Origin of the sequence: Aerococcus sp. UMB1112A (assembly GCF_030230715.1) — a bacterium.
Taxonomy (GTDB): domain Bacteria; phylum Bacillota; class Bacilli; order Lactobacillales; family Aerococcaceae; genus Aerococcus.
Window position 1 is genome coordinate 1 of the sequence record NZ_JASPDS010000013.1, and the last position, 22,892, is coordinate 22,892.

15 protein-coding genes are annotated in these 22,892 nt (G+C 51.8%); all 15 read right to left on the reverse strand.

Going from position 1 to position 22,892, the window contains the following annotated elements; all coding sequences use genetic code 11:
* Positions 1–860 precede the first annotated feature (860 nt).
* Positions 861–1,109 (reverse strand): KH domain-containing protein, encoded by a 249-nt coding sequence (locus tag QP860_RS07700; protein ID WP_067972240.1) that lies wholly within the window; start codon positions 1,107–1,109, stop codon positions 861–863.
* 17 nt (positions 1,110–1,126) lie between these two features.
* Positions 1,127–1,399 carry a 30S ribosomal protein S16 gene (gene rpsP / locus QP860_RS07705; protein ID WP_067972242.1) on the reverse strand — a complete coding sequence of 91 codons (273 nt, stop codon included), beginning with the start codon at positions 1,397–1,399 and terminating at the stop codon, positions 1,127–1,129.
* Between the two features lie 607 nt (positions 1,400–2,006).
* Entirely contained in the window at positions 2,007–3,446 is a 1,440-nt protein-coding gene (gene ffh / locus QP860_RS07710) for a signal recognition particle protein (protein WP_284912487.1), read from the reverse strand.
* A 16-nt stretch (positions 3,447–3,462) separates the two neighbouring features.
* Positions 3,463–3,813 (reverse strand): putative DNA-binding protein, encoded by a 351-nt coding sequence (locus QP860_RS07715; protein WP_070617568.1) that lies wholly within the window; start codon positions 3,811–3,813, stop codon positions 3,463–3,465.
* Positions 3,814–4,836: 1,023 nt separating this feature from the next.
* Complete coding sequence (gene ftsY / locus QP860_RS07720; protein WP_284910191.1) at positions 4,837–5,868, reverse strand: signal recognition particle-docking protein FtsY; 1,032 nt, start codon at positions 5,866–5,868, stop codon at positions 4,837–4,839.
* Between the two features lie 49 nt (positions 5,869–5,917).
* On the reverse strand, positions 5,918–6,748 hold the full coding sequence (locus tag QP860_RS07725; RefSeq protein ID WP_284912488.1) for a Cof-type HAD-IIB family hydrolase: 831 nt from the start codon (positions 6,746–6,748) through the stop codon (positions 5,918–5,920).
* Positions 6,726–10,328 (reverse strand): chromosome segregation protein SMC, encoded by a 3,603-nt coding sequence (gene smc / locus QP860_RS07730; protein WP_284912489.1) that lies wholly within the window; start codon positions 10,326–10,328, stop codon positions 6,726–6,728. Before smc ends, QP860_RS07725 begins: the two co-directional genes overlap by 23 nt.
* Before the next feature lie 13 nt (positions 10,329–10,341).
* Entirely contained in the window at positions 10,342–11,046 is a 705-nt protein-coding gene (gene rnc, locus QP860_RS07735; protein WP_284912490.1) for a ribonuclease III, read from the reverse strand.
* A gap of 790 nt (positions 11,047–11,836) precedes the next feature.
* On the reverse strand, positions 11,837–12,088 hold the full coding sequence (locus QP860_RS07740) for an acyl carrier protein (protein WP_070617554.1): 252 nt from the start codon (positions 12,086–12,088) through the stop codon (positions 11,837–11,839).
* 1 nt (position 12,089) lies between these two features.
* Complete coding sequence (gene plsX, locus QP860_RS07745) at positions 12,090–13,115, reverse strand: phosphate acyltransferase PlsX (RefSeq protein ID WP_284912491.1); 1,026 nt, start codon at positions 13,113–13,115, stop codon at positions 12,090–12,092.
* Between the two features lie 49 nt (positions 13,116–13,164).
* Complete coding sequence (gene recG, locus QP860_RS07750; RefSeq protein ID WP_284912492.1) at positions 13,165–15,210, reverse strand: ATP-dependent DNA helicase RecG; 2,046 nt, start codon at positions 15,208–15,210, stop codon at positions 13,165–13,167.
* Positions 15,211–15,259: 49 nt separating this feature from the next.
* The gene (locus tag QP860_RS07755) at positions 15,260–16,279 is read right to left on the reverse strand and encodes an MsnO8 family LLM class oxidoreductase (protein WP_284912493.1); all 1,020 of its coding nucleotides are present in this window, start codon (positions 16,277–16,279) and stop codon (positions 15,260–15,262) included.
* 842 nt (positions 16,280–17,121) lie between these two features.
* Positions 17,122–18,759, reverse strand: coding sequence for a DAK2 domain-containing protein (locus QP860_RS07760; protein WP_284912515.1), 1,638 nt, complete (start codon positions 18,757–18,759; stop codon positions 17,122–17,124).
* Between the two features lie 54 nt (positions 18,760–18,813).
* A complete protein-coding gene (locus QP860_RS07765) occupies positions 18,814–19,176 on the reverse strand; it encodes an Asp23/Gls24 family envelope stress response protein (RefSeq protein WP_067972279.1) in 363 nt (120 codons plus the stop codon).
* A gap of 1,306 nt (positions 19,177–20,482) precedes the next feature.
* On the reverse strand, positions 20,483–22,420 hold the full coding sequence (locus QP860_RS07770) for a heavy metal translocating P-type ATPase (RefSeq protein WP_284912494.1): 1,938 nt from the start codon (positions 22,418–22,420) through the stop codon (positions 20,483–20,485).
* Positions 22,421–22,892 lie beyond the last annotated feature (472 nt).

Genomic DNA, 22,892 nt, shown 5'->3' on the forward strand with positions numbered 1-22,892 from the left:
GGAGCAAGTCACCAGAGCAGTCTGCAAGACTGCGGCGGAGACTTGTGAAGTGACACGAAAGCTGCCAGACCGAACCCGACTAGATGTGAATTACGGATAGTCGGCGCAGGACGCTACTAGCCGTTTGGAGCTCGTTAGGCGAGAGACCTTGGCTCGAGCCGATGCCATGCTTTAGCCGTTGGAGCGTTAGCGACTTACGGATAAAGTACAAGACGGCTTCAGCCAGTGTTGATCCTTTAAAAATTTAACGATCAAATTCAAAAGCGTAACGGATGCTTCTTAACATGATCCAAAAGCTTGATGCTCTTATTTAAAAAAGCTAGGGCAGTGTCGCCCTAGCTCATTCTAGCATATTTGTGACGTGTTAGTTAGATTTGCACCCTTTAGTCGGGTTCGCAGTTGCAGACTTGAAGTGACTTCACCCAATCGAAACGATCGGCTAAAGCCGCTCTTTTTCGTTTGGACTCCAGTCATTCAAGTCTGAGCGCAACTGCTCACACCCTTTAGTTGGGTTCGCAGTTGCAGACTTGAAGTGACTTCACCCAATCGAAACGATCGGCTAAAGCCGCTCTTTTTCGTTTGGGCTCCAGTCATTCAAGTCTGAGCGCAACTGCTCGCACCCTTTAGTTGGGTTCGGTCTGGCAGACTCGGAGTGATTTCACAAGTCTGAAACGAGCGAATACTTCGCTCTTTTTCCGACTTGCTCCAATCATCCGAGTCTAAACGCCAGCCCTCACACCCTTCTAGTCGGGCTCGAGGATGCAGAAAGGGCTCCTCTTCACAAAAAATCTTTCGAAGGCTTGCAGCCTTCTCAAGCTTTTTGCTCCAGAGGTCCACTTCTTCCCGCGCTCTCTCACACCCTAGTCTCCATCTCGATCAATGAGTAGGCGGACGCGGCGGTGGTTTTCGACGCGGACGCTGTAGAGTATGGTGCGAATGGCATTTGCTACACGGCCACCTTTACCGATCACACGCCCCACATCCTCTGGGTTTAATTGCAGGTGGTATTCTAAGTATTCGTCACCATCGACAATTTCCAGGTGGATATCTTCTGGATATTTTACTAACGGTGTTACAATCGTTAGCAGTAAATTTTCAATATCTGGCATGCTGGTTCATCCTAGTCTTATTTGTTGTTTTTAGCTTCGTGATGTTTCTTCATGATCCCTTGACGTGAAAGGATGTTACGTACGGTATCAGTTGGTTGTGCACCGTTAGCTAACCATTTAAGCGCTAATTCTTCATCAAGAACAACTTCTTCTGGTTCAGTTGTTGGGTTGTATGTCCCAATCTTTTCGATGATACGACCATCACGTGGTGCACGTGCGTCTGCTGCAACAATACGGTAGAATGGGTTACGTTTCGCACCCATACGTTTTAAACGAATTTTAACTGCCATGAGTTAATTTCCTCCTTGTTTCTTTTCAATATATATTTTCTTTAATCACATTTGTATACTATATCAGCTTTTCCCAGGCTTGTAAAGTATTTTTTCTTTACAGGCCCATTTTTTATTCAAATTGGTCCTGACCAGTCATCACAGGCAAAGAATATTCTGCTAGCTGCTTACTGCAACTTTCTTTGAGACAATGCACTTTCTCAGCGCTTTACTGCATCTTCTCTCAAGACAATGCACTTTCTCGGCACTTTACTGCATCTTCCCGCAAGACAATGCACTTTCCAAAAAAACAAAATCAAGAAAAGGGCAAAACTTAATAAAGCCGCCCTTAAAAACTATTCATATTTTCCCGTGCCGTTCAATGATTGGACTTTTTGGTTCGGCAATTTAGATGTGAGCAGAAGTGGAGCTTGATTTTTTGTCGTTAGCCACGAATAAGCAAGCGATGTGAATTAGGGATAGTTGGCGTCAGCCTTACTAGCCCTTTGAAGCTCGCTAGGCGAGAGACCTTGGCTCGAGCCGGTGCCGTGGCTCTTTAACGAAAAAAATCAAAGCGGAACGCATGCTCACCAGCACCATTCCCAAAACAATAATCTACAACCAATCCTTAACGGCGTTTCTTTTTCCCCAGCTTCTTATTGAGCTTGCGCATCATACGGCGGCTGGCGACTTCTTGCATCTTGTTGCGTTTGCCGCCGCCTGCTTGGCCCATGCCGCCCATGAGCTTGTCCAAACCGCCCAAGTTGCCGTTGGAGATCTTACTCATCATGTCACGCGACTGGTTGAACTGCTTGATCAAGCGGTTAACCTCAGCCACCGTGGTCGCTGAACCCTTGGCAATCCGTTTGCGCCGGCTCTGGGAGATTTCATCAGGATTTTCCCGTTCGAAGTTGGTCATGGACTGGATAATGGCCTTGGTCCGGGTCATTTCTTTTGGATCAATCTTGAGCTGGTCCAAGCCCGGCATTTGGTTGAGGCCAGGGATCATCTTGATAATATCTTCCAGCGGCCCCATCTTATTCATCTGCTCCATCTGCTTCATGAAGTCGTTGAAGTCGAAGGTATTCTCCCGCATCTTAGCGGCCATGGCTTCAGCTTCCGCCTCGTCGAATTCCTTCTGGGCGCGCTCGATCAGAGTCAACATATCCCCCATGCCCAGGATCCGGTTGGCCATCCGGTCAGGGTAGAAGATTTCAATGTCTTCCAACTTCTCCCCGGTCCCGGCGAATTTAATTGGCTTGCCCGTGATGCTGGCAATGGAAAGGGCCGCCCCGCCCCGGGAGTCCCCGTCCAGCTTGGTCAGCATAACCCCGGTGATTTCTAGCTCATCATCGAAGGCCTTGGCCACGTTAGCAGCTTCCTGCCCGGTCATGGCGTCTACAGTCAAAAGAATTTCATTAGGATTGACGGCGGCCTTGATATTCTTGAGCTCGTCCATCAATTTCTCATCAATTTGGAGACGACCTGCAGTATCGATAAAGACCGTGTCATAGCCCTTTTCTTGGGCGTATTGGATGGCCTTCTCGGAAATTTCGACCGGGTCCACCTGGTTACCCAATTCAAAGACGGGCAGGTCCAGCTGCTGGCCGATAGTTTGGAGCTGGTTGATGGCAGCTGGCCGGTAGATGTCGCCTGCTACTAAGAGGGGCTTGCGGTCTTTTTCCTTGCGCAGGTAGTTGGCTAACTTCCCGGCTGTTGTCGTCTTCCCTGCCCCCTGGAGGCCGACCATCATGAGGACAGTCGGTTGACCAGCTGACGCATAGTCGATACCTACCTGCTCGCCCCCTAAGAGCTCGGTCAACTCTTCGTTAACAATCTTAACCACCTGTTGGGCCGGCGATAAGGAGGCTAGAACCTCACTGTCCAGGGCCCGCTCATTGACCCGCTTGACAAAGGTCTTCACCACTTTGAAGTTAACGTCTGCTTCCAAGAGGGCCAGGCGGACTTCCCGCATCATTTCCTTCAGGTCTGCTTCAGTAATCTTACCCTTCTTGCCGACACCCTGGATGGCACCCTGCAAGCGGTCTGATAAATTTTCAAATGCCATATTTACACCTCACACTTTAGTCATCGATTTCATCATTTAATAACATCAATTCTGCCAGCATCTCATGCAAGACTTGATCTTCCGGATACTGACTGTCGATATAGGATTGGACCTTCTGACCCAAACGCTTACGCTGGCGGTAGGCCTTGACATTATGGAGGACCGCTTCATAGTGCTGGAGAATCTTCTCCGTCCGCCTAATATTGTCATAGACCGCCTGACGACTGACATCATAAGCCTCCGCAATCTCCCCCAGCGAATAATCATCCTGGTAATAGAGCGCCATATAAGCCTGCTGCTTAGCCGTCAACAAATCGCCATAAAAATCATAGAGGCGGTTCATCTCATTCGTCTTTTCCAATTCCATTCACATTCGCCCCTTAACTGATCTAGGAGCCAGCAAAACAAGCCCGCTGCTCCTCCTAACAATACTTAAGGATAACGAAGCCCCAATAGAAAGTCAATTCAAATCTTCCCAGAAAATCGTGCTGGTGAGCATCCATTTCGCTTCGAGTTTGATCGTTAAAAGCCATGGCACCGGCTCGAGCCAAGGTCTCTCGCCTAACGAGACTTAAAGGGAGAGTAAGGCTTGCGCCAACTCTCCCTAATTCGCTTCGTTTGCTTTTTCATGGCTAACGATCAAACTCGAGCTCCACTCCTGCTCATAAGTAATCATGTTGAAGCACTTATATTGCGTTATCCACTATAAAAACTACTGATTAGACCTAAAATAATTAGGTTGGGATCCCTGCCCCAGCCTTTTTTATTGTCAACGAATGTAAATTGAAAAATTAGTACGATTGAATTGTTTTGAATTGGAGGCGAACTTTCAAATAAGGCCCTGGTTTACAAGTAGAGGGCGGTGAACTTTCAAACAAGCTTTTTTGTTTGCAAGTAGAGGTTGATGGACTTTCAAACAAAGTCTCTATTTACAAGTAGCAGAGCTCCAAGCTGCCAGAATTTCTGTTTTTTTGATCCATTTTCTAAAAGAACCCATCAATGATTTTATTGCATTATATAAAAAATAAGAAATTCATGTCATTAGCAGGAGTGGAGCTTGAAAGTGATCGTTAGCCGTGAAAAAGCAAGTTCAAGGGTGAGAGCAAGAGCGGTTAGCTTTGGATGCTTGGAGTAAGTCGGGATAAGGGCAAGCAAGACTTGCACGTTTCCGACTTGCGAAAGCACTCCAAAGCTGCTCTTGCGAACCCGACTAGATATGAATTACGGCTAGTTGGCGATAGCCTTACTAGCCGTTTGAAGAATGCTAGGTGAGGGACCTTGGCCCGAACCGGTGCCACGGCTCTTTAACGATCACTTTCAAGACGGAACGTATGCTCATCGGCACAATCTCCATCAAGCAAATAATCTGCTTTTCACTTCAACCCCCAGCCTATTGCACTTCCACCACATCGCGCACCATCTGGTAGATAAACTGCTCTGGATCGAACTTCTGCAGGTCATCCAGCTGCTCGCCCAGGCCAATAAACTTAACCGGAATATCCAGTTCATAGCGAATAGCGAAGATCACGCCACCCTTGCCGGTCCCGTCCATCTTAGTCAGGATAATACCCGTAATATTCACGACCTTGGCGAATTCCTTAGCCTGCTGGAGAGCATTCTGCCCGGTTGTGGCATCGAGAACCAAGAGCGTCTCATGGGGGCCATCCGGAATTTCCCGCTGGATGACCCGGTTCATCTTATCCAGCTCCGCCATCAGATTGGCCTTGTTCTGGAGCCGGCCGGCCGTATCTACCAAGAGATAGTCGAAGCCTTCTGCCTTGGCCCGCTTGACCCCATCGAAGACAACGGAGGCTGGATCACCCTGATCGCGTCCTAAGACAATCGGCACGTCCACTCGCTGGGCCCATTCTTCCAGTTGTTCTACAGCCCCAGCTCGGAAGGTGTCCCCAGCCACGAGGAGGACTTTTTTCCCCTTGGCCTTCAATTGGTAGGCAATCTTACCGATAGTAGTGGTCTTGCCGACCCCGTTCACGCCCACAAAGAGCATCACGGTCGGGTCGTCCGTTTGGCTTTCATTGATTTCAACCTCAGGGCTTTCCCCCTTGTCGTAGATTTCAATCATCTTTTCGACCACGGTATTTTTCACTTCTTCACCGGACCGGGCATTCTTCAACTGGATCTCTTCGCGGACGGCATCCGACAAGGCGATGGTCATGTCGAAGCCCACATCGCTTGAAATCAGGGTCTCCTCTAGATCATCAAAGAAGTCTTCATCCACTTCTCTGAAGCCGGCAAAGAGCTCATTAATCCGCTCTGAGAAGGTCTTCCGGGTCTTTTCAACCCCCTTGTCATATTTCTCAAAGACGATCTGCTCTTCTTTTTCTTCGGCTGTCTCTTGCTTGTCCGTAACAATGGGGTCTTCCCCCGTGAAGGCTTTCTTAATGCGATCAAATAATCCCATGCTTGGGCCACCTTTCTATTTGTCCTTGCGACAACTTGTCGCTTCTGTCTTATTGTATCAAGTCTCCTGGTTTTTTTAAAATAAATTCTCTAAGGGCATAGGCGACCCCGTCTTGGCTATTGGACCGGGTGCTTAAATCGGCCTGGGCCAGGATATCCGGATGGCTGTTAGCCATGGCAATCCCTGTTCCGGCATAGGCGAACATAGCGGCATCGTTGCGCTCGTCCCCAATCGCATAGACCTGGTCCTTCGAATAGCCTAGGCGGTCGGCCAAAATCCCCAGTGCCTTGCCCTTGTCGATCCCCTGGGCCATGAATTCCAGCTCTTCTGGAACCGAATGGATGAGGGAGTAATCTTGGTAAAAGTCCTGGGGCAGCTTGGGAATCTGGGCGTCCAAGTGGTCAGGCTCTGTGGCGACCACCAGCTTGGGGAAGGTCAGGTCGCCGTCAAGATCTGCCAGGCTAACTTTTTCAGTCGGTAGGAAGTCGCGGGCATCCCCATAGTGTCCCGAATAGTCTGTTGGATAGGGCAGCTGGTAGACCCGGTCCCGACTGACTGCCTCCAGGGGCAGGTCCAAGTCGTGGAGGACTGGGTAAATGCTTGCCAGGTCTTCCATAGTCAGCGTTTCTTCGAAGAGGACTTCTTGGCCACGGTTGGCAACCACCAGTCCCCCATTGTAGGTCACGCTGTAATGGTCGGCACTATCCAAACCCACTTCTTGGAGAATGGCTTCGATGGCCGCTAAGGGGCGGCCGGTGCAAATCACTATCTCGACGCCGGCTGCTAGGGCCGCTTGGATGGCCTGGCGGTTGGCCGCACTCACCTCCTTGTCTGGATTGAGTAAGGTGCCGTCAAGATCAATGGCCACGAGTGCTTTCATCACGAGACTCCTTTCCTTCTTCAAGCGCTTCCGCGTCAAAGTCTGCCAAGCTGACCGAGGCCAGCTTGGAAATCCCCGATTCCTGCATGGTTACCCCATAGAGGACATTGGCGGCCTCCATGGTGCCCTTGCGGTGGGTAATGACGATAAATTGGTTTTCTTTGGAAAAATTCTGTAGGTACTGGCCATAGCGGCGGACATTGGCATCGTCCAAGGCAGCCTCCACCTCATCCAGGATGGTGAAGGGAATGGTCTTGACATGGAGGATGGCAAAGAGCAGGGCGATGGCGGTCAGGGCCCGCTCCCCGCCCGAGAGGAGGCTGAGGAGCTGGAGGTGCTTGCCGGGTGGCTGGGCCATGATTTCGACCCCGGTATTCAAGAGGTCATCGGGATCGGTCAGGACGAGGGTTGCCTTGCCCCCGCCAAAGAGCTTGGGAAAGACCTTCTCAAAGGCGTCGCGGATGGCTTCAAAAGTCACTTTGAAGCGTTCGGTGACTTCCTGGTCAATCCCCTGAATGGTCTGGTAGAGGTTGGTCTTGGCCTGGTCGGCGTCCTCCCACTGTTTGGTCATGAAGTCATGGCGTTCCTTGACCTCTTCATAGTCCTTGATGGCCGCCAGGTTAACGGGCCCCAGGTCTTCAATGGTCTGCTTGAGCTGGCGGACCTTGGTCGAGGCAGCTTCCATGGACATGTCCAGCTGGCTGATCTCCCGGGCCCGCTCATAGGTCAGGCCGTATTCTTCCCGCAGGTGGTCCAAGTGGTTGTCAATTGAAACCTCATAGCGGGAAACGGTCGCCCCGAGCTTGGCTTGCTGGCCCAGGGCTTCCTGGAGCTGGTCGTTTAAAGCTTGTTGTTTTTGACTCAATGCTTGGCTTTCTTTTTGGAGGTCCTTGCGGGCTTGACGGGCTGCCTTGAGGGCCTGGTCGACTTCCTTGAGCTGGGCTTTAGCCGCTTGGTAGTCGGCCTGGTAGCGCTCGGCCTGGCCGGACTGCTCGCTCAATTCTTGGTCTAGGTCAGCCAGGGCCTGGATGATTTGGGCCTGGTCTTTTTCCTTTTGCTTGAGCGTGTCTTTAGCGGCCTGGTAGTCCTTCTCGACCTGCTTCTTCTGCTCAGCGAGAACAGCGAACTGGCTCTCAAAGTGTCGGAGTTCGGCTTGGAAGTCCTGGAGGCGTTGGGCCCGGTCCGATTCGGATAAATTCATCCGCTCGATGCTAGCCTTAAGCTCTTGGACTATCTTAGCCTGGTCTTTCGACTTATGGTCAAGCTCGCCTGCCTGCAGATCCAAGTCTTGGACTTGTTCCTTGGCAGTGGCCTGGTCCATCTTGACCAGGTCCAGGTCGGCTTCTAAATTCTTCAAGTCTCGGTCGACTTGGTCCAGGGCCTGCTTGAGCTCTTGCTCCTCCAAGCGGCTCTCGCTGCCGGCTTCCTTGACGGTTTCCATTCGGTCGACGATGGCTTGGCCTTTAGCCTGGACACTTTCACGCTCGGCCTGGCTCTGGCTTTGGGCCTGGGCCAATTTGTCTTGCTCAGTCTGCAAGCGGTCGATCTCCTGCTTACGGGAGAGGAGGCCGCCCTTGTCCTGCTTCTGCTGGCCCCCGGTCATGGAACCCCCGGCATGGATGATATCACCTTCCAGGGTCACAATCCGCTGGCGCTGGCCGAGCTTGGCTGCCATCTGCCGGGCATTATCCATCTTGTCAGCTACCAGGGTCGTTCCCATGAGATTCAGCATGACAGCGCGGTAGGTCGGGTCATAAGTGACCAGGTCTGCTAAAACGCCCACATAGCCGGGGCAGGACTGGGCCTGGTTCAGGACTTGTTGGCTGAGCTGGCGGGGCCGGATCACAGCTAGGGGCAGGAAGGTGGCCCGGCCGCCCCGGCTTTTCTTCAGGGCTTGGATGACCTGGCTGGCTACCTTAGCATCTGCAGTGACAATATTTTGTAGGCCGCCGCCCAGGGCCGTTTCGACGGCTGCTGTATAGGCCGGGTCAACCTGGATAAGTTCGGCCACCGCCCCGTGGATACCAGAGATACGGTCCTTCATCCCCAGAGCATTCTTAACCCCGTAGAAGAAGCCGGCATGGCTCTCTTCCAGGTCTTCTAGGCTGGTTAACCGGGCTTGGACCTGGATCATCCGCTCATGGGCCTGGCGGTAGGCTTGGTCAGCTGCCTCTAGGTCGGCCTGATAGGTCTTGGCCTCTTGGGCGAGTTCTTGGTAGTTGCTGAGCAAGTCTTCGGTCGCCTGCTTTTTGTCCTGGTAGTCCTGGTCGCGGTCTTCCCGCTCCTTGATCAGCTTATCGTACTGGGCCTGCTTGGCTTCCTGGTCCTTCTGGTAGCGGGCCAATTGGTCTTTAAGCCGGTCGCTTTCCTTAGTGATTTCTTTTTGTTCGTTATCGTAGCGAGCCTGGGCCTGGAGGGCGTCGATATAGTCATTGCGCTTGGTCTCCAAAAGCTCGGCCTGGCCGGCAGTCAGTTCCTCCAGGGCCTGGTTGAGCCGCTGGTGTTCCTTTTCCTGGTCGGCATAGTCTTGGCGCACCCGGTCCAAGTGAAGGCTCAGATTTTCGACTTCCTGCTTGGCTTCTTGGATGCCCTGGTCAAGCTCAGCTAAGAAGTTCTGCTGGCTGGTCTGGTCGCGCTGGTGGAAGTCCTGCTTCTCCTGGTAGAGACGGATCTTCCCTTGGAGCTTCTCGGTCTTTTGGACCGTATCCACATAGTCCGTCTGAAGTTGGTTGACCTGGTCCTCCTTGGCTTCTTCCTGACTCTTGACCTGGTCGGCTTGGTCCTGGTAGGTCTTCAGGTCGGCCTTGAGCTGGTTGACTTGGTCCTTACACTCCTCCAGGTCGCGCTGGGCCACCTGCCACTGCTCGGACAGGGTCTCCACCTGGACGCTGGTCAGGGCGATCTCAATCTCTGAGAGCTCCTGCTTGGTCGCCTGGTACTTGAGGGCGACATTGCGCTGGTCCTCCAAGGGTTCGAGCTGGCCCGCCACCTCGCTTAAAATATCTTCAATCCGGTTGAGATTGTCCTCGGCCCGGGCTAACTTGCGCTCGGCCTCGACCTTGCGAGTCTTGTACTTCATCACGCCAGCTGCCTCTTCGAAGATCCCTCGCCGCTCTTCCGCCTTCTGGGTGAAAATCGCCTCCACCCGTCCTTGGGAAATAATGGAAAAGGAATCCCGGCCCACGCCGGTATCCAGCATCAGTTCCGTGATGTCCTTGAGCCGGCACTGGCGCCGGTTGATCATGTAAGTGGCTTCCCCTGACCGGGTATAGCGGCGGCTGATGGAGACCTCATCCTGGTCAATGGCCAGGACCCGGTCCTCATTATTGAAGGTCAAAGTCACCTCGGCATACTGGGCCTTGCGTTTGGCCTCTGACCCGGCGAAGATGACGTCATCCATCCGCTTGCCGCGCAGGGACTTGGCCGATTGTTCGCCGAGCACCCACTTGATGGCCTCGGTAATATTGGACTTGCCCGAACCATTGGGGCCAACAATAGCTGTAAAGCCCCGGTCCAATTCAATCCGGGTCTTCTCCGCAAAGGACTTAAAGCCGGTCAATTCGATTAACTTTAAATACACTGAAAGCCCCCTTCTACTGGTCTTTCTTAGCGAGCTGGTTTAAGGCTTCTTGGGCCGCAGCTTGTTGGGCGGCCTTCTTGGACTGGCCTTGGCCTTCCCCGATGACTTGGCCGTCGAGTGAAACGGCCATGCGGAAGACCCGGTTGTGGGCCGGTCCGGACTCTTCAAGCAGGTCATAGGAAAGGTTGATCTCACCGTTCTTCTGTAATTCTTCCTGGAGGGCTGTCTTAGGGTCCACTTGGCGGTTAAAGCGCCCAGCCTTGATCTTGGGATAAATATTGTCAGCTAGGATCACTTCGACAGCTTCTAGACCTAGGTCCTTGTAAACCGCCCCACAGACCGCTTCGTAGAGGTCGCACAGGAGACCGGGACGTTGGCGCCCGCCATTAGCTTCTTCCCCCTTGCCCAGGCGGATCAAGCGATCCAAGCCTAGTTCCACACAGCGCTTGGACAAGCTTTCTTCGCAGACAATCCGGGCCCGGAAGCGGGAGAGGTCGCCTTCGCGGAGTTCGGGATAGTGGGCGTAAAGGTAGTTAGAGACGAGGAGCTCAATCACTGCATCCCCTAAGAATTCAATTCGTTCATTGTCATTCAGGTCTTCGCGCTTCTTCTCATTCACATAGCTGGAATGGGTGAAGGCTGTTTCATAATAAGCCAAATTCTGGATCTCTAAACCGAATTGGCTGGAAAATAAGTCCTTAATCGCATCAAAATTCATTCCAATCACTCGCTTTCTTTTTGTAATATAAATTTTTTAATTTAATGGTGCTAGTGAGCATCCGTTACGCTTTGATTTTTTGTCGTTAAAAAGCCACGGCACCGGCTCGAGCCTCGGTCTCTCGCCTAGCGAGCTTCAAACGGCTAGTAGCGGCTTACGCCGACTATCCGTAATTCACATCGCTTGCTTATTCGTGGCTAACGACAATAAATCAAGCTTCACTCCTGCTCACAAGTAAATAGCAAAAATTTAAATATCAGTGCTAGTATCAAAAATATAAAATAACCTAGTAATCTTTGTTTTTATCTTAGCAGCAGTAATCGTTGAGTATTAGAAAAGCAATAATAACCAAAATAGGATCAATTCGACTAGATTCTGCCTTATGATACTTTTGCCTATTTATTAAATTAAATACGATTAATTCAGTTTTTTCAAAAGCAAAGGCATATTTATTATTAATTTTTATAATCGCTGATAAAATTTCATGAATTTTACCATTCATTTTATGAGCAGGAGTGGAGCGTTGAAGTTGGTCCTTAGCCATGAAAAAGCAAGTAAAGCGAATTACGGAGCGTAGGCTTTAGCCGTACGGTCCGTTTGAGATTTGCTAGGCGAGAGACCAAGGCTCGAGCCGGTGCCATGGCTTTTCAAGGACCAAATTCAACAGCGCAACGGATGCTCACCAGCACCGTTTACAGTTTACACTTACATTTTTTATATCTATACCGAAACAAATAGACTAAGCGATGGAATATCCAGCAGGGCTCGGACATTCCATCGCTATCTATCCTCAGGCTTTATCCTCGGCTGAGGGGACGTTATCGCGGATGTAATCGAGGACATCCCCCACCGTTTCGATCGACTCTACCTCATCATCAGGGATCTGGATGCCGAAGATGTCTTCAAGTTCCATAATCAATTCCACCACGTCCAGGGAGTCGGCGCCGAGGTCGTCAGTGAAGGACAGGTCCCGGCTGACGCGTTCGGCTTCCACCCCGTAGCGGTCAATGATCATTTGAAAGACTTTTAACTCCACTTCCATCTCAATCTTCCTCTTTCTCTCTTTGGGCTAAAGTTTCAAAGTCTTGGGCTAGTTGGTCGTAAAGCTGGCTATCGACCATCTGCCGGGCTTGGAGGATGGCATAGTAGAAGGCATCATCCTTGGCTGAGCCGTGGCACTTAAGGACCGGTTGTTTGACGCCAAAGACCACACCGGCACCAATATTATCGGAGTTGAGGCCCGCAAAGGCGGTTTTGAGGTCTTCTTTGACTAAGAGACCGGCGACCTTACTCTTCCAGGAGGCCGTCTTCAGGGTGTCGGACAAGAGGGTCACAAAGGCCTTGCTGGCACCTTCCAGGCTCTTGAGGACCATATTGGCCGCAAAACCATCTGCCACGACCACATCGCAAGCATCGTTGAGGACCTCGCTGGGTTCCACATTGCCGATGAAGTTGATCGTCTCTTCCTGGCTGAGGAGCTCATAGGCGGCCTGGGTGAGTTGGTTGCCCTTGCCGGCTTCCTTGCCATTGTTCAAGAGACCGATCCGGGCCTGGTCGATCCCCTTGACCGCCGCCATGTAGGCCGATCCCATGATGGCGTATTGGTGGAGGTGGGCTGGCTTGTTGTCCACATTGGCGCCCCCATCGATCAGGACCCAGGACTTGTTGAAGTCTGTAAAGCAGGGCATGTTGACTAGGAAGGCGGGCCGGCTAATGCCCTTCATCCGCCCCACCTGCATGAGGGCCCCGGCCATCAGAGCGCCCGAATTGCCGGCTGAGATAAAGGCGTCGGCCTGGGCCTTGCGCACGGCCTTTAAGCCGAGAACCATGGAAGATTTTTTCTTCTGGCGGAGGGCCTTGACGGGCTCTTCTGCGGTACCGATAACTTCCTCTGCCTCGACGATTTGGAGGTTAGCCGGCAGGGCGTCGGGCAGATAGGCATCTAGGGCCTCCGTCTGGCCGTATAGTTGAATCTCTAAGTCTGGGTATTCCTGGGCAGCCTTGAGGGCGCCTCTCAGAGGGACTTCTGGGGCGTGGTCGCCGCCCATGGCATCAATTGCAATTTTCATTGTTTTCTCCTTTAATCCTTGTTTTGTCTTGCTTCATTGGTCAAAAGAGCTAGGCTTGAACATCCTGGTCCAGGGCCTTGAGATAGGTCAAGAGTTGGGGATAGTCGCCAGCGTGGGTCTCCAGATAGGGCATGAAGTAGCCCACATCCTGGCGGGCGGCTTCGAGGATGGTCGCGTCCGCCAGGGGATCCGCCAGTTTGAAGCTAGGCAGGCCACTCTGCTTGGTGCCAAAATAATCCCCCGCCCCCCGGAGCTCCAGGTCAGCCTGGCTCAGGTAGAAGCCGTCCGTCGACTGGGTCATGATGGCCATCCGCTCGCGACCATTCTCGGTACGGGGGTCGGCAATCAGGACGCAATAGGAGGGGGCATCCCCCCGGCCCACACGCCCGCGCAACTGGTGGAGCTGGGCCAGGCCGAAGCGGTCGGCGTCCAGGATCATCATAAAGGTCGCATTGGGGACATTGACCCCGACCTCAACCACCGTGGTGGCCACCAAGACCTGGCTTCTTCGCTCCTGGAGGTCAGCCATGGCCTGGTCCTTCTCCTCATTGGACATTTTACCATGGAGGAGGCCCACCTGGAAGCGGCCCGCAAAGTAAGTGCAAAAGCGCTGGTAGATCTCTTCAGCGTTCTGGGCTTCCTGGGTCTCCGATTCCGCAATTAGGGGGCAAATAATATATGCCTGGTGGCCCAATCGAAGCTCCCCTTCCAATTGGTCCAGGGCCGTCTCTTCCTGGCTGGGACGCAGCCAAGTCGTGGTGATGGGCTGGCGGCCGCTGGGCAGGTCTTTGAGCTTGGAGACGTCCATGTCGCCCATGGTGGTGATCTCCAAGGTCCGCGGGATAGGGGTTGCCGTCATGTAGAGAACATTGGGCAGGGCCCACTTGCCCTTCTCGATCAAACGGGCCCGCTGCTTGACCCCGAAACGGTGCTGCTCATCGATAATAATAAAGCCGAGCTGAGCAAAGTCGACCTCGTCCTGGATCAGGGCATGGGTCCCAATCAAGAGGTCCAGGTCTTCATTGGCCAGGTCTTCAAGAATCTGCCGGCGATCGGCGGCCTTGGTCGACCCCGTCAGACAGGCCAGCTTAAGGTCAGAAGGCAGGAGGCTCTGGGCCGACTGGTAGTGCTGGTCGGCAAGGATCTCTGTAGGTACCATAAAAGCCCCTTGGTAGCCTCCGTAAACGGCCGCCATTAAGGCAATGAAGGCTACGACCGTTTTCCCACTTCCCACATCGCCCTGGAGGAGACGGTTCATCTGATAGGGTTGGCGGAGGTCGGCACAGATCTCGTTGACCACTTCTTTTTGTCCCTGGGTGAGTTCGAAGGGAATGGACTGGATAAAGCGGACCAGGGCCTGGTTGTCGTAAGCGATGGCAATGCCTTGTTCAGACCGGCGCTTGACCAGCTTCCGCCATTGGATGCGGAGGATATAGAGGAAGAATTCCTGGTACTTGATCTGGTAGCGGGCCTGGCGGGAGGCCTCCCCATCCGCTGGAAAGTGCATCCACTCCAGAGCTTGGCGGTGGGTCACTAGGCCATATTTCTCCCGCAATTCATCGGGCAGGACTTCTTCAATCTGGTCAGCATAGAGCTCCCAGGCCTGGCGGATATAAGTCACGAGCTGCTTCTGGGACAGGCCGGACGTCAGCCGGTAGACCGAGGCTTGTTCGCTCAGGTCGTCGGACTGGGCTAGGTCAATAATCCGCTGGCCAATCATCTGCTGGCGGTTGGCGTCGAACTTGCCGTAGACCACCAAGTCCTCCCCTACCTTGACCTTGTCCTTAAGATAGGGCTGGTAGAAGAAGACCACCCGCAAGACCTCGTGCTGGACGGCCAGGGTGAAGGTCAGCCGGCTGCCCTTTTTGCCGCGAAAATAATCGATAACGGCGGGCGTTGTGACCCGGCCCATGACCGTCGCCTTCTGCCCGTCTTCTAGTTCGGCCACATCCTTCACCGATAAGTCCTCATAGCGAAAAGGGAAGTGGTAGAGCAAGTCCTTCACCGTTACAATTCCAATTTTTTCCAGGCGGTCGGCCGTCTTAGGACCTACCCCTGGGATCTTTGTCACCGGATCGGAAAGACTTGACATCATGCTTCACTTCCCTTCTAAATATTCTTCTTTAATTTTAACATAAATGGCCTTAAATCACTATCTCGCTCAAGATTTCCAACAATTGTTTGCGGTAAATGTGGGCCGGCAGTTGGTTGAGCACCATGAATTCGTCGCAGTCCAAGCGCTTCTTCAAGCTCTGGAGCTGGCTGGCCACCTGTTTGGGCGTCCCGACGACTTTTTGGTTCTTGTTCTCCCTCAAGAGGGCTTTTTCTCGCTGGTCAAAGGGGAAATCGGCAGCATCATCGACCGAGAGAAGCTGGTAGACCGACCGCTTGTCGAACTTGAAGGCTAGGCTCCAATAGTCAACTGCCGTCTCCAGGGCGGGCAGGAGCTTCTCATCATAGGCTGCTACCACATATAAGGACACAATGGCCCGGGGCTGGCTGAAGAAGGCGGAGGGCTCAAAATTGGCCCGGTAGTCGGCAATGGCCCGCTCAGCTTCCTTAAGGTCGCTGTTGATAAAGAGGCCATAGTTCAAACCAAAACCCATCCGCGCTGCTGCTTGGACATTGTTGGCACTCCCAGCTAGGATAAAGAGCTCAGGCTGGTCCCCCACCCGGTGGGGAATCAAGAGCCGGTTGGCATAGGGGTGGCCAGGCGGAAAGGAATTCGCCAAGAAAGCCGCCGTTGACTGGAGCTTCTCCTCATAAGTCAAGTCAGACTGGAAGAATTCCCGGTCCAGGATGTCATTCATGGCATCCCCAGATCGGCTCTTGCCTAGGCCTGCATCGACGCGGTTGGGGTACATGGCCTGGAGGGTGCGGATCTTCTCCGCCATCTGATAGGTCGACTGGTTATTGACCATGGCGCCCCCAACCCCTACCCGGATCTGCTCGGTCTTTGAGGCAAAGTGCGCCGTCAGCAAGAAAGGACTCGAGCTAAAGATCGACGGTGTGCTGTGGTGCTCCGCAAACCAGTAGCGCTTTAGCTGGAGCTGGTCCGCGTACTGGATCAGCTGGGCCGAGCTATCAAAAGCATCCGCCGCCGTCGTGTCCTTGTCCCGGGGAATAAAATCCAAAATCCCAATATTCGTCTGCTTGCCGTTCATTCCAACATTCCTCCCACGCCCACTAGCCACAAGCACTGGGCTCTGCAATTTTCCTCATTAAGGCTATTATAACACTAAATTATAGTTAGCCTACAAGCATTTCCCCTCCTGCCTATCCAAGGGCTGGCCAAAGCAAGGCAGGGCCTATCAACTGAGCCGATCACCGGAAAGTCTTTGTCCCGAAGTTTTGGGGGATTTGTACAGATTTTGTATTTACAAAGAAATAAATGGTTGATTAAGGCTGTGCTGATGAGCATCCGTTGCGCTATTGAATTTGGTCCTTGAAAAGCCGTGGCACCGGCTCGAGCCTTGGTCTCTCGCCTAGCAAATCTCAAACGGCTCGTAAGGCTTGCGCCAACGATCCGTAACTCGCTTTACTTGCTCTTCACGGCTAAGGACCAACTTCAACGCTCCACTTCTGCTCAGACTTAACCCGCAAAAAATATTGCATACCTATTAAAACTAAAACCGAAAAATTTAAAATCTCACTACTCAAACTTTAGAATGCATCATGAATCAATATTGTCTTTCCATAATTTGTCCAAGATATGTCTTTACTTGTAATAATCATCAACAATGCCCTGCTCAGCAGCATACCTTACTTAAATAGCACATGCCTTTTTATTTTTTAAAATCATTTTTTGAAAGCAGACTCATTATGATCAATAAGATAAACAAAAAAGGTCCCACCTCAAACGGCAGAACCCTCTCCAGCAGCATCATTTACATTGACACTGCTTTTTTCTCCATCTATTGAAATGGGAGATTTTTGTTTTTTCGTAATAAAATTTATTAAGCAACTGGCAAATTTTACTTTACCATGCTCATAAGGTACTATCCTCCTATTCCACCGAAATCAAATAAGCGTAAACAGGTTGCTGGCCTTCGTGGACTTCCACTTCGATGTCCTCGTGCTTGGCTTCGACTTCCTCTGCCAAAGCCTCTGCTTCATCTTGGCTTACACCCTCACCGAAGAAGAGGGTTACGATTTCGGAATCCTCATCCAGCATGGCCTCAACGGTTGCTAGGGTTTGGGCTTTTCGGTCAGCTTGGCTGCTGATGATGTCGCCGTCGACGATGCCCATGTAGTCGCCTTCCTTAATAGTTAGGTCGCCAATCTTGGTATCGCGGACAGAGGTGGTGACTTGGCCAGACTTGACATAGGCCAGTTCGCTAGTCATGGCTTCCGCATTCTCATCCAGGCTGGCTTCTGGGTTGTAGCCTAACATGGCCGTCAGACCTTGGGAGATGGACTTGGATTCCACCACGCGGGCGTCTTGGTCCAAGATATCCGCCGCCTGCTTGGAGGACATGAAGATGTTCTTATTGTTCGGCAAGATCAGATAGCTTTCCGCGTTGACTTCTTGGGCCGCCTTGACAATGTCTTCTGTCGATGGGTTCATGGTTTGTCCGCCATTGATAACCTTGGAGACGCCCAGACTCTGGAACATGTCTTGGATGCCTTGGCCAGCTGCCACCGCAATCACGGCAATTTTTTCCTTAGGCTTGGCTGGCGCAGAGGCTTGGGCCTTGCCTTCGAGGATGGTGTCGTGTTGGAGGCGCATGTTGTCGACCTTGATCTTAATCAACGAGCCAAATTTTTGCCCATATTCAAGCACTTGGCCGGGGTGTTCGGTATGGACGTGGACCTTGACCACTTCTTCGTCGTTAACTACCAGGAGCGAGTCGCCCAGGTCGTTGAGGAAGTTGCGGAAGGTCTCATAGTCGAAGCTGTCGGTAACAGTTTCCCCTTCGCCCAATTTGACCATGATCTCCGTGCAGTAGCCATAAGTGATGTCTTCATTGGACACGGCATGGGAGGTCTTGAAGAAGTTTTCTTGGTGGGCCAGTTCCGTCACATCTGCTTGGGACATGCCGACCTTGTCATCGACTTCGATCTTTTCACCCTTGAGCGCTTCTAAAAAGCCGGTATAAATAATGAAGAGGCCTTGGCCCCCACTATCGACAACGCCCACTTCTTTGAGGACAGGCAGGAGGTCTGGCGTCTTGATCAGCGCTTCTTCCGCCCCCTTGTGGACTTCTTCCATGACATGGATAGGATCATCCTGCTGTTTGGCGGCGGCCATCCCCGCTTCTGCTGCCTCGCGAGCCACGGTTAAGATGGTCCCTTCCACTGGTTTCATCACTGCTTGGTAGGCTGTTTCCACCCCATGGTTAAAGGCATCCGCCAGGTCCTGGCCGGAGAGGACTTCCTTCTCCTCGCAGCCCTTGGCGAAACCGCGGAATAACTGCGACAGGATCACGCCGGAGTTACCCCGGGCGCCCATCAAGAGTCCCTTGGCGAGGTCTTGGGCTACCTGACCGACATCTTGGGCATTATTAGTCGTCACCAGGTCGCAGCCTGAAGTGAAGGAAAGGCTCATATTCGTCCCTGTGTCCCCATCTGGAACCGGGAAGACGTTCAAGGAATTGACATATTCCGCCTGGTCTTCGAGGCGCTTAGCCCCTACCGAAATCATATTTTTTAACTCTTTTGCATCTATCGAATTCACATTAAACCTCCTCAAGCTTTCCTAGTCGACATCCGTTCGAATGCCTTGGACAAAGACATTCACCACGTTGGCAGAGAGGCCTAGGACCTTCTCCAACTCAAACTTCACAGAACTTTGGACGTTACGACAAATTTCGGAGATCTTAGTACCATAGTTCACGATAATATAGACATCCACAACCACACGTTGGTCTTCACTGTGGACCACCACGCCGCGCGCATAGTTTTCCCGGTTGAGAATTTCTTGGATGCCGTCACGAATTTGATTCTTCGAGGCCATGCCGACCACGCCGTAGTTTTGGGTAGTGGCCTTGCCGACTACCATGGCAATGGCTTCATCACTAATTTCAATTTCACCATGTTTTGCTTCCATTTTTACTGTCATCTAAAAAGCCTCCTTATAGATATATGAAGCTATTAATTTAAAAAATCCTTATGAATAGTGTAACGGATTCAAAGCACAATTTCTACACATTCTCTCTCATTATACTATATTCTTTAACTAAATTATGTAAATTAAGATATTTATTATTTAAAAAGCTGGTAAATCGTAAATATAGGTTGCTTAATAGTAATTGCGAGTGAGCATGCGTTGCGCTTTTGAAGTTGGTCCTTGAAGAGCCGTGGCACCGGTTCGAGCAGCTTCAGCTCTTGGAGCGGAGCGACTTAGAGATGAAGTTCAAGGCTGCGCCAGCAGCGTTGCTACCTTCTTCTCACCTAGCGAGCTTCAAAGAATTAGAGTGCGACAAAAGTCGGTTAAGCCTGAACCACTGGAGCAAAATCTAGAAGAGCCTTGCTAAAGGCTCGCCTAGATTTTGTGAAGTGGAGTCAAGGTTGACTTTTGGAGCAGGTTTGGGTCCGTACGGCTTACGCCTACGCCCCGTAATTCGCTTCTAGTCGGGTTCGGTCTGGCAGCTTTCGTGTCACTTCACAAGTCCCCGCCGCAGTCTTGCAGACTGCGGCGGGGACTTGCTCCAGTGAACGAAAGCTAACCGCCAGCCCTCTCACCCTGCTTAGTCGGGTTCAGGCTAGCAGAAATAGCTCCTCTTCACAAATAGCCGCCGAAGACTTGCAGTCTTCTCTGGCTATTTGCTCCAGAGGTCTATTTCTCCCGCTAGCCTTCGCACCCTGAAGCTTGCTTAGTCACGGCTAAGGACCAACTTCAACGCTTCACTCCTTCTCAAATCTTAACTCTTCTATGACCTTAATTGTGCTAGGCATTTTCAATCGCGAGAAATACAAAAGCTTATCTTAAATGATAAGCAATAAGAAATCGAGATTTTGCCATTTCCTTTGAGCAGTGGCGGGTTCTTGAGTCGATATTGCCACTTCCTTTGAAAAAAGGCAGCTTCTAAAGCTGATACTGCCAGTTCCTCTGAGGAGAGGCAGCTTCTCGTGCCGATACTGCCAGTCCCCTTGAGAAGTGGCAGCTTCTCGTGCCGATACTGCCAGTCCCCTTGAAAAGTGGCAGCTTCTCAGTCTTTATGGTCAAGAATGTTAGTGATTTGTCCGTTTCTATTTTTGAGAGCCCCGTCTGACTTTCCTTCACTTCCACCGTCAAAAAAGCGAACGCTAGTCATTCACAAGCGTTCGCTTTTCATTTTTATTTCAAGCAATGGATAAAGTACGGCTATTGATTTGTGAGCCGCAGTGGAGCTTGGCTGTTCACCAGCATCCTTTTATTAACCCGCTTATTTAAACTCGCGTGGAGTCAGTAAGAGGCGGAGGGCGTTAATAATGACGAGGATGGTAGAGCCTTCGTGCATGATGACGCCAATCGCGATGTCCATCTTGCCAAGGAAGTTGAGGGTGACCAGGGTTAGCACGACCAGCATGGAGAAGGCGATGTTTTGCCAGGTGATCCGGTCCATCTTCTTGGCTAAGCGGTGGGCATAGACCATCTTGGAGAGGTCGTTTTGCATGAGGACCAGGTCAGCTACGTCCATGGCCACATCGGTTCCGTCCCCCATGGCCACTCCCACATCGGCCTTGACGAGGGCGGGTGCGTCGTTGACCCCATCCCCTAACATGGCGGTGGTGCCGAAGCGGGTCTTCTGGTCCGCCACAATGCCGGCCTTGTCTTCGGGCATGACATTGGCTACTACTTCCTGGATGCCGATCATCCGGCCCACTGCTTCCCCGGTTAATTTGGCGTCACCGGTGATCATGGTGGTGTGGATGCCTTCCCGGTTAAAATAATCGATGGCTTCCTTGGCCGCTGGGTTGGGCAGGTCCATGAGGGCGATCAGGCCGACCACTTCTTCATTGACCGCCATGTAAACCACGGTCTTGCCTTCCTGGCCCAGCGCTTCTTCTTTGGCCTTAAAGTCTGCCTTGACTTGGGCGAAGGAGGAAGGCTTGCCGATCCGGTAGGCCTGGCCTTGGTAGTTGGCTGACAAGCCCCGTCCCAGTTCGTTTGCAACAGTTAAAACAGGTGCGGTCTGGGGCGTAAAGTGCTTGAGGATGGCCGTGGCTAGGGGGTGGTTGGATTCCTTTTCCATAGCAACAAGGATATCGACTATGGCCGCTTCATCGACCGAGGCATCGAAGTAGGCATCGGTCACGCTGGGCTTGCCGTAAGTTAGGGTGCCCGTTTTATCGAAGGAGATGGCCTTGAGCTCAGCGACCTGGGAGAGGTAGGCCCCACCCTTGACCAGGACCCCTTTTTTAGACAGGTTGGAGATGGTGGACAGGGTCGCGGGCACGGCGCTAGCAGCCAGAGCACAAGGGGAAACGGCGATTAGGTAGACCATGCTCCGGTAGAAGCTCATCTCCCAGGTCCAGCCGAAGATGTAGGGACCGGACAGGAGGACGAAGGGGAAGAGGAGGAGGACCAGGGTCACATACTTGGGTTCCAAGCGCTGGATCAGACTGGCGGTCTTGGTCAGGCTGGACTGGGACTGGTTGACCATGTCTAGGATCTGGGCGAAGACTGTCTCTGAACTGTCCTTGGTAACCTCCATGGTGAAGGTCCCGGTCCCGTTGATGGTCGAACCGAAGACCTCGTCACCTACCCCCTTCTCCTTAGGCATACTTTCGCCATTGATGGAAGATTCGTCAACCGTGGTCAGGCCGGAGAGAATAACCCCGTCAGTTGGAATCTGGTCGCCATTGAGGACTTTCAACTGGTCACCGACCTTCACCTGATCGACAGGAACCAGCTGGGTCTCACCATTTGCCAAAATCAAGCGGGCCTCTGTTGGGTTCATCTGCAGGAGATTGGTAATCTCACGCTTGCTCTTGCCGTCCACATAGTCTTCCAAGAAGTGGGCTCCCGCAAAAATCACAATCAAGAGCGCCCCCTCTTCGAAGTTGCCAATGGCCATGGCACCGGCTGTCGCTAGGACCATGAGGAAGTGGATATTGGGTAAGAATTTCTTATTTTCGAGACTCTTGCGAATGGTATCGCCAAAACCTTCAAGGATAATATGGTAGCCAGCGGTCACGATCGCCACTGTGAAGGCTAGGTTGGCATAGCCCGATCCCGTCGCCTCCAAATAGAGACCAATGAAGAAAGCCGCTAAGCCGACAAAGTACATGATAACCGGTAACTTCCCGTCATGGTCGTGTTGGTCTTCGTGGGTCTCAAGGCTTGCCTCAGCCTGGACCTCTAAACTCTTCTCGCACATTTCATTTTCCTCCTTAGATCGTTTGTTATACTTCCAATTCATTTAGCTTATATGGGTTTCATATGAGTATTCGTTCATCTATTGATTAAAGGCTTACATGAAGAGCCACTCATTCATGCCCTTATTATACTTGAACAGAATTTCATATGTCAACCCTTTTAAGCTAAAAAATCTGCCAAAAAGGAAAAACAAGCCAAGGCCAGCGCCACAAGCTTGAACTTAGCATATTTTTATTAACAGGGTGTGAAGGCTAGTAGCAATTTGCGCTCAAAAGCCCTGAACGCAGATAGCAAGTCGCCAATTTGCGCTCAAAAGCTCTGAGTACAAATAGCAGCTCACCAGCACCATCAATTCCCCCAGCCCTTACAATTAAAAGCAGAATGGCTTCAAGCTTTATAAATAAAACCGAGGTTAACTTATATTTTTGCTATTCAACGCTAGATGAGAAGAAGCTAGCAAGGCTGCGCCAGCA

What these genes read in the sequence shown, in the direction of transcription:
- QP860_RS07700 (WP_067972240.1), bottom strand. Translation starts at nt 1,109, where the DNA reads ATGCCAGATATTGAAAATTTACTGCTAACGATTGTAACACCGTTAGTA.
- rpsP (WP_067972242.1), bottom strand. Translation starts at nt 1,399, where the DNA reads ATGGCAGTTAAAATTCGTTTAAAACGTATGGGTGCGAAACGTAACCCA.
- ffh (WP_284912487.1), bottom strand. Translation starts at nt 3,446, where the DNA reads ATGGCATTTGAAAATTTATCAGACCGCTTGCAGGGTGCCATCCAGGGT.
- QP860_RS07715 (WP_070617568.1), bottom strand. Translation starts at nt 3,813, where the DNA reads ATGGAATTGGAAAAGACGAATGAGATGAACCGCCTCTATGATTTTTAT.
- ftsY (WP_284910191.1), bottom strand. Translation starts at nt 5,868, where the DNA reads ATGGGATTATTTGATCGCATTAAGAAAGCCTTCACGGGGGAAGACCCC.
- QP860_RS07725 (WP_284912488.1), bottom strand. Translation starts at nt 6,748, where the DNA reads ATGAAAGCACTCGTGGCCATTGATCTTGACGGCACCTTACTCAATCCA.
- rnc (WP_284912490.1), bottom strand. Translation starts at nt 11,046, where the DNA reads ATGAATTTTGATGCGATTAAGGACTTATTTTCCAGCCAATTCGGTTTA.
- QP860_RS07740 (WP_070617554.1), bottom strand. Translation starts at nt 12,088, where the DNA reads ATGGAAGTGGAGTTAAAAGTCTTTCAAATGATCATTGACCGCTACGGG.
- plsX (WP_284912491.1), bottom strand. Translation starts at nt 13,115, where the DNA reads ATGAAAATTGCAATTGATGCCATGGGCGGCGACCACGCCCCAGAAGTC.
- recG (WP_284912492.1), bottom strand. Translation starts at nt 15,210, where the DNA reads ATGATGTCAAGTCTTTCCGATCCGGTGACAAAGATCCCAGGGGTAGGT.
- QP860_RS07755 (WP_284912493.1), bottom strand. Translation starts at nt 16,279, where the DNA reads ATGAACGGCAAGCAGACGAATATTGGGATTTTGGATTTTATTCCCCGG.
- QP860_RS07760 (WP_284912515.1), bottom strand. Translation starts at nt 18,759, where the DNA reads ATGATTTCGGTAGGGGCTAAGCGCCTCGAAGACCAGGCGGAATATGTC.
- QP860_RS07765 (WP_067972279.1), bottom strand. Translation starts at nt 19,176, where the DNA reads ATGACAGTAAAAATGGAAGCAAAACATGGTGAAATTGAAATTAGTGAT.
- QP860_RS07770 (WP_284912494.1), bottom strand. Translation starts at nt 22,420, where the DNA reads ATGTGCGAGAAGAGTTTAGAGGTCCAGGCTGAGGCAAGCCTTGAGACC.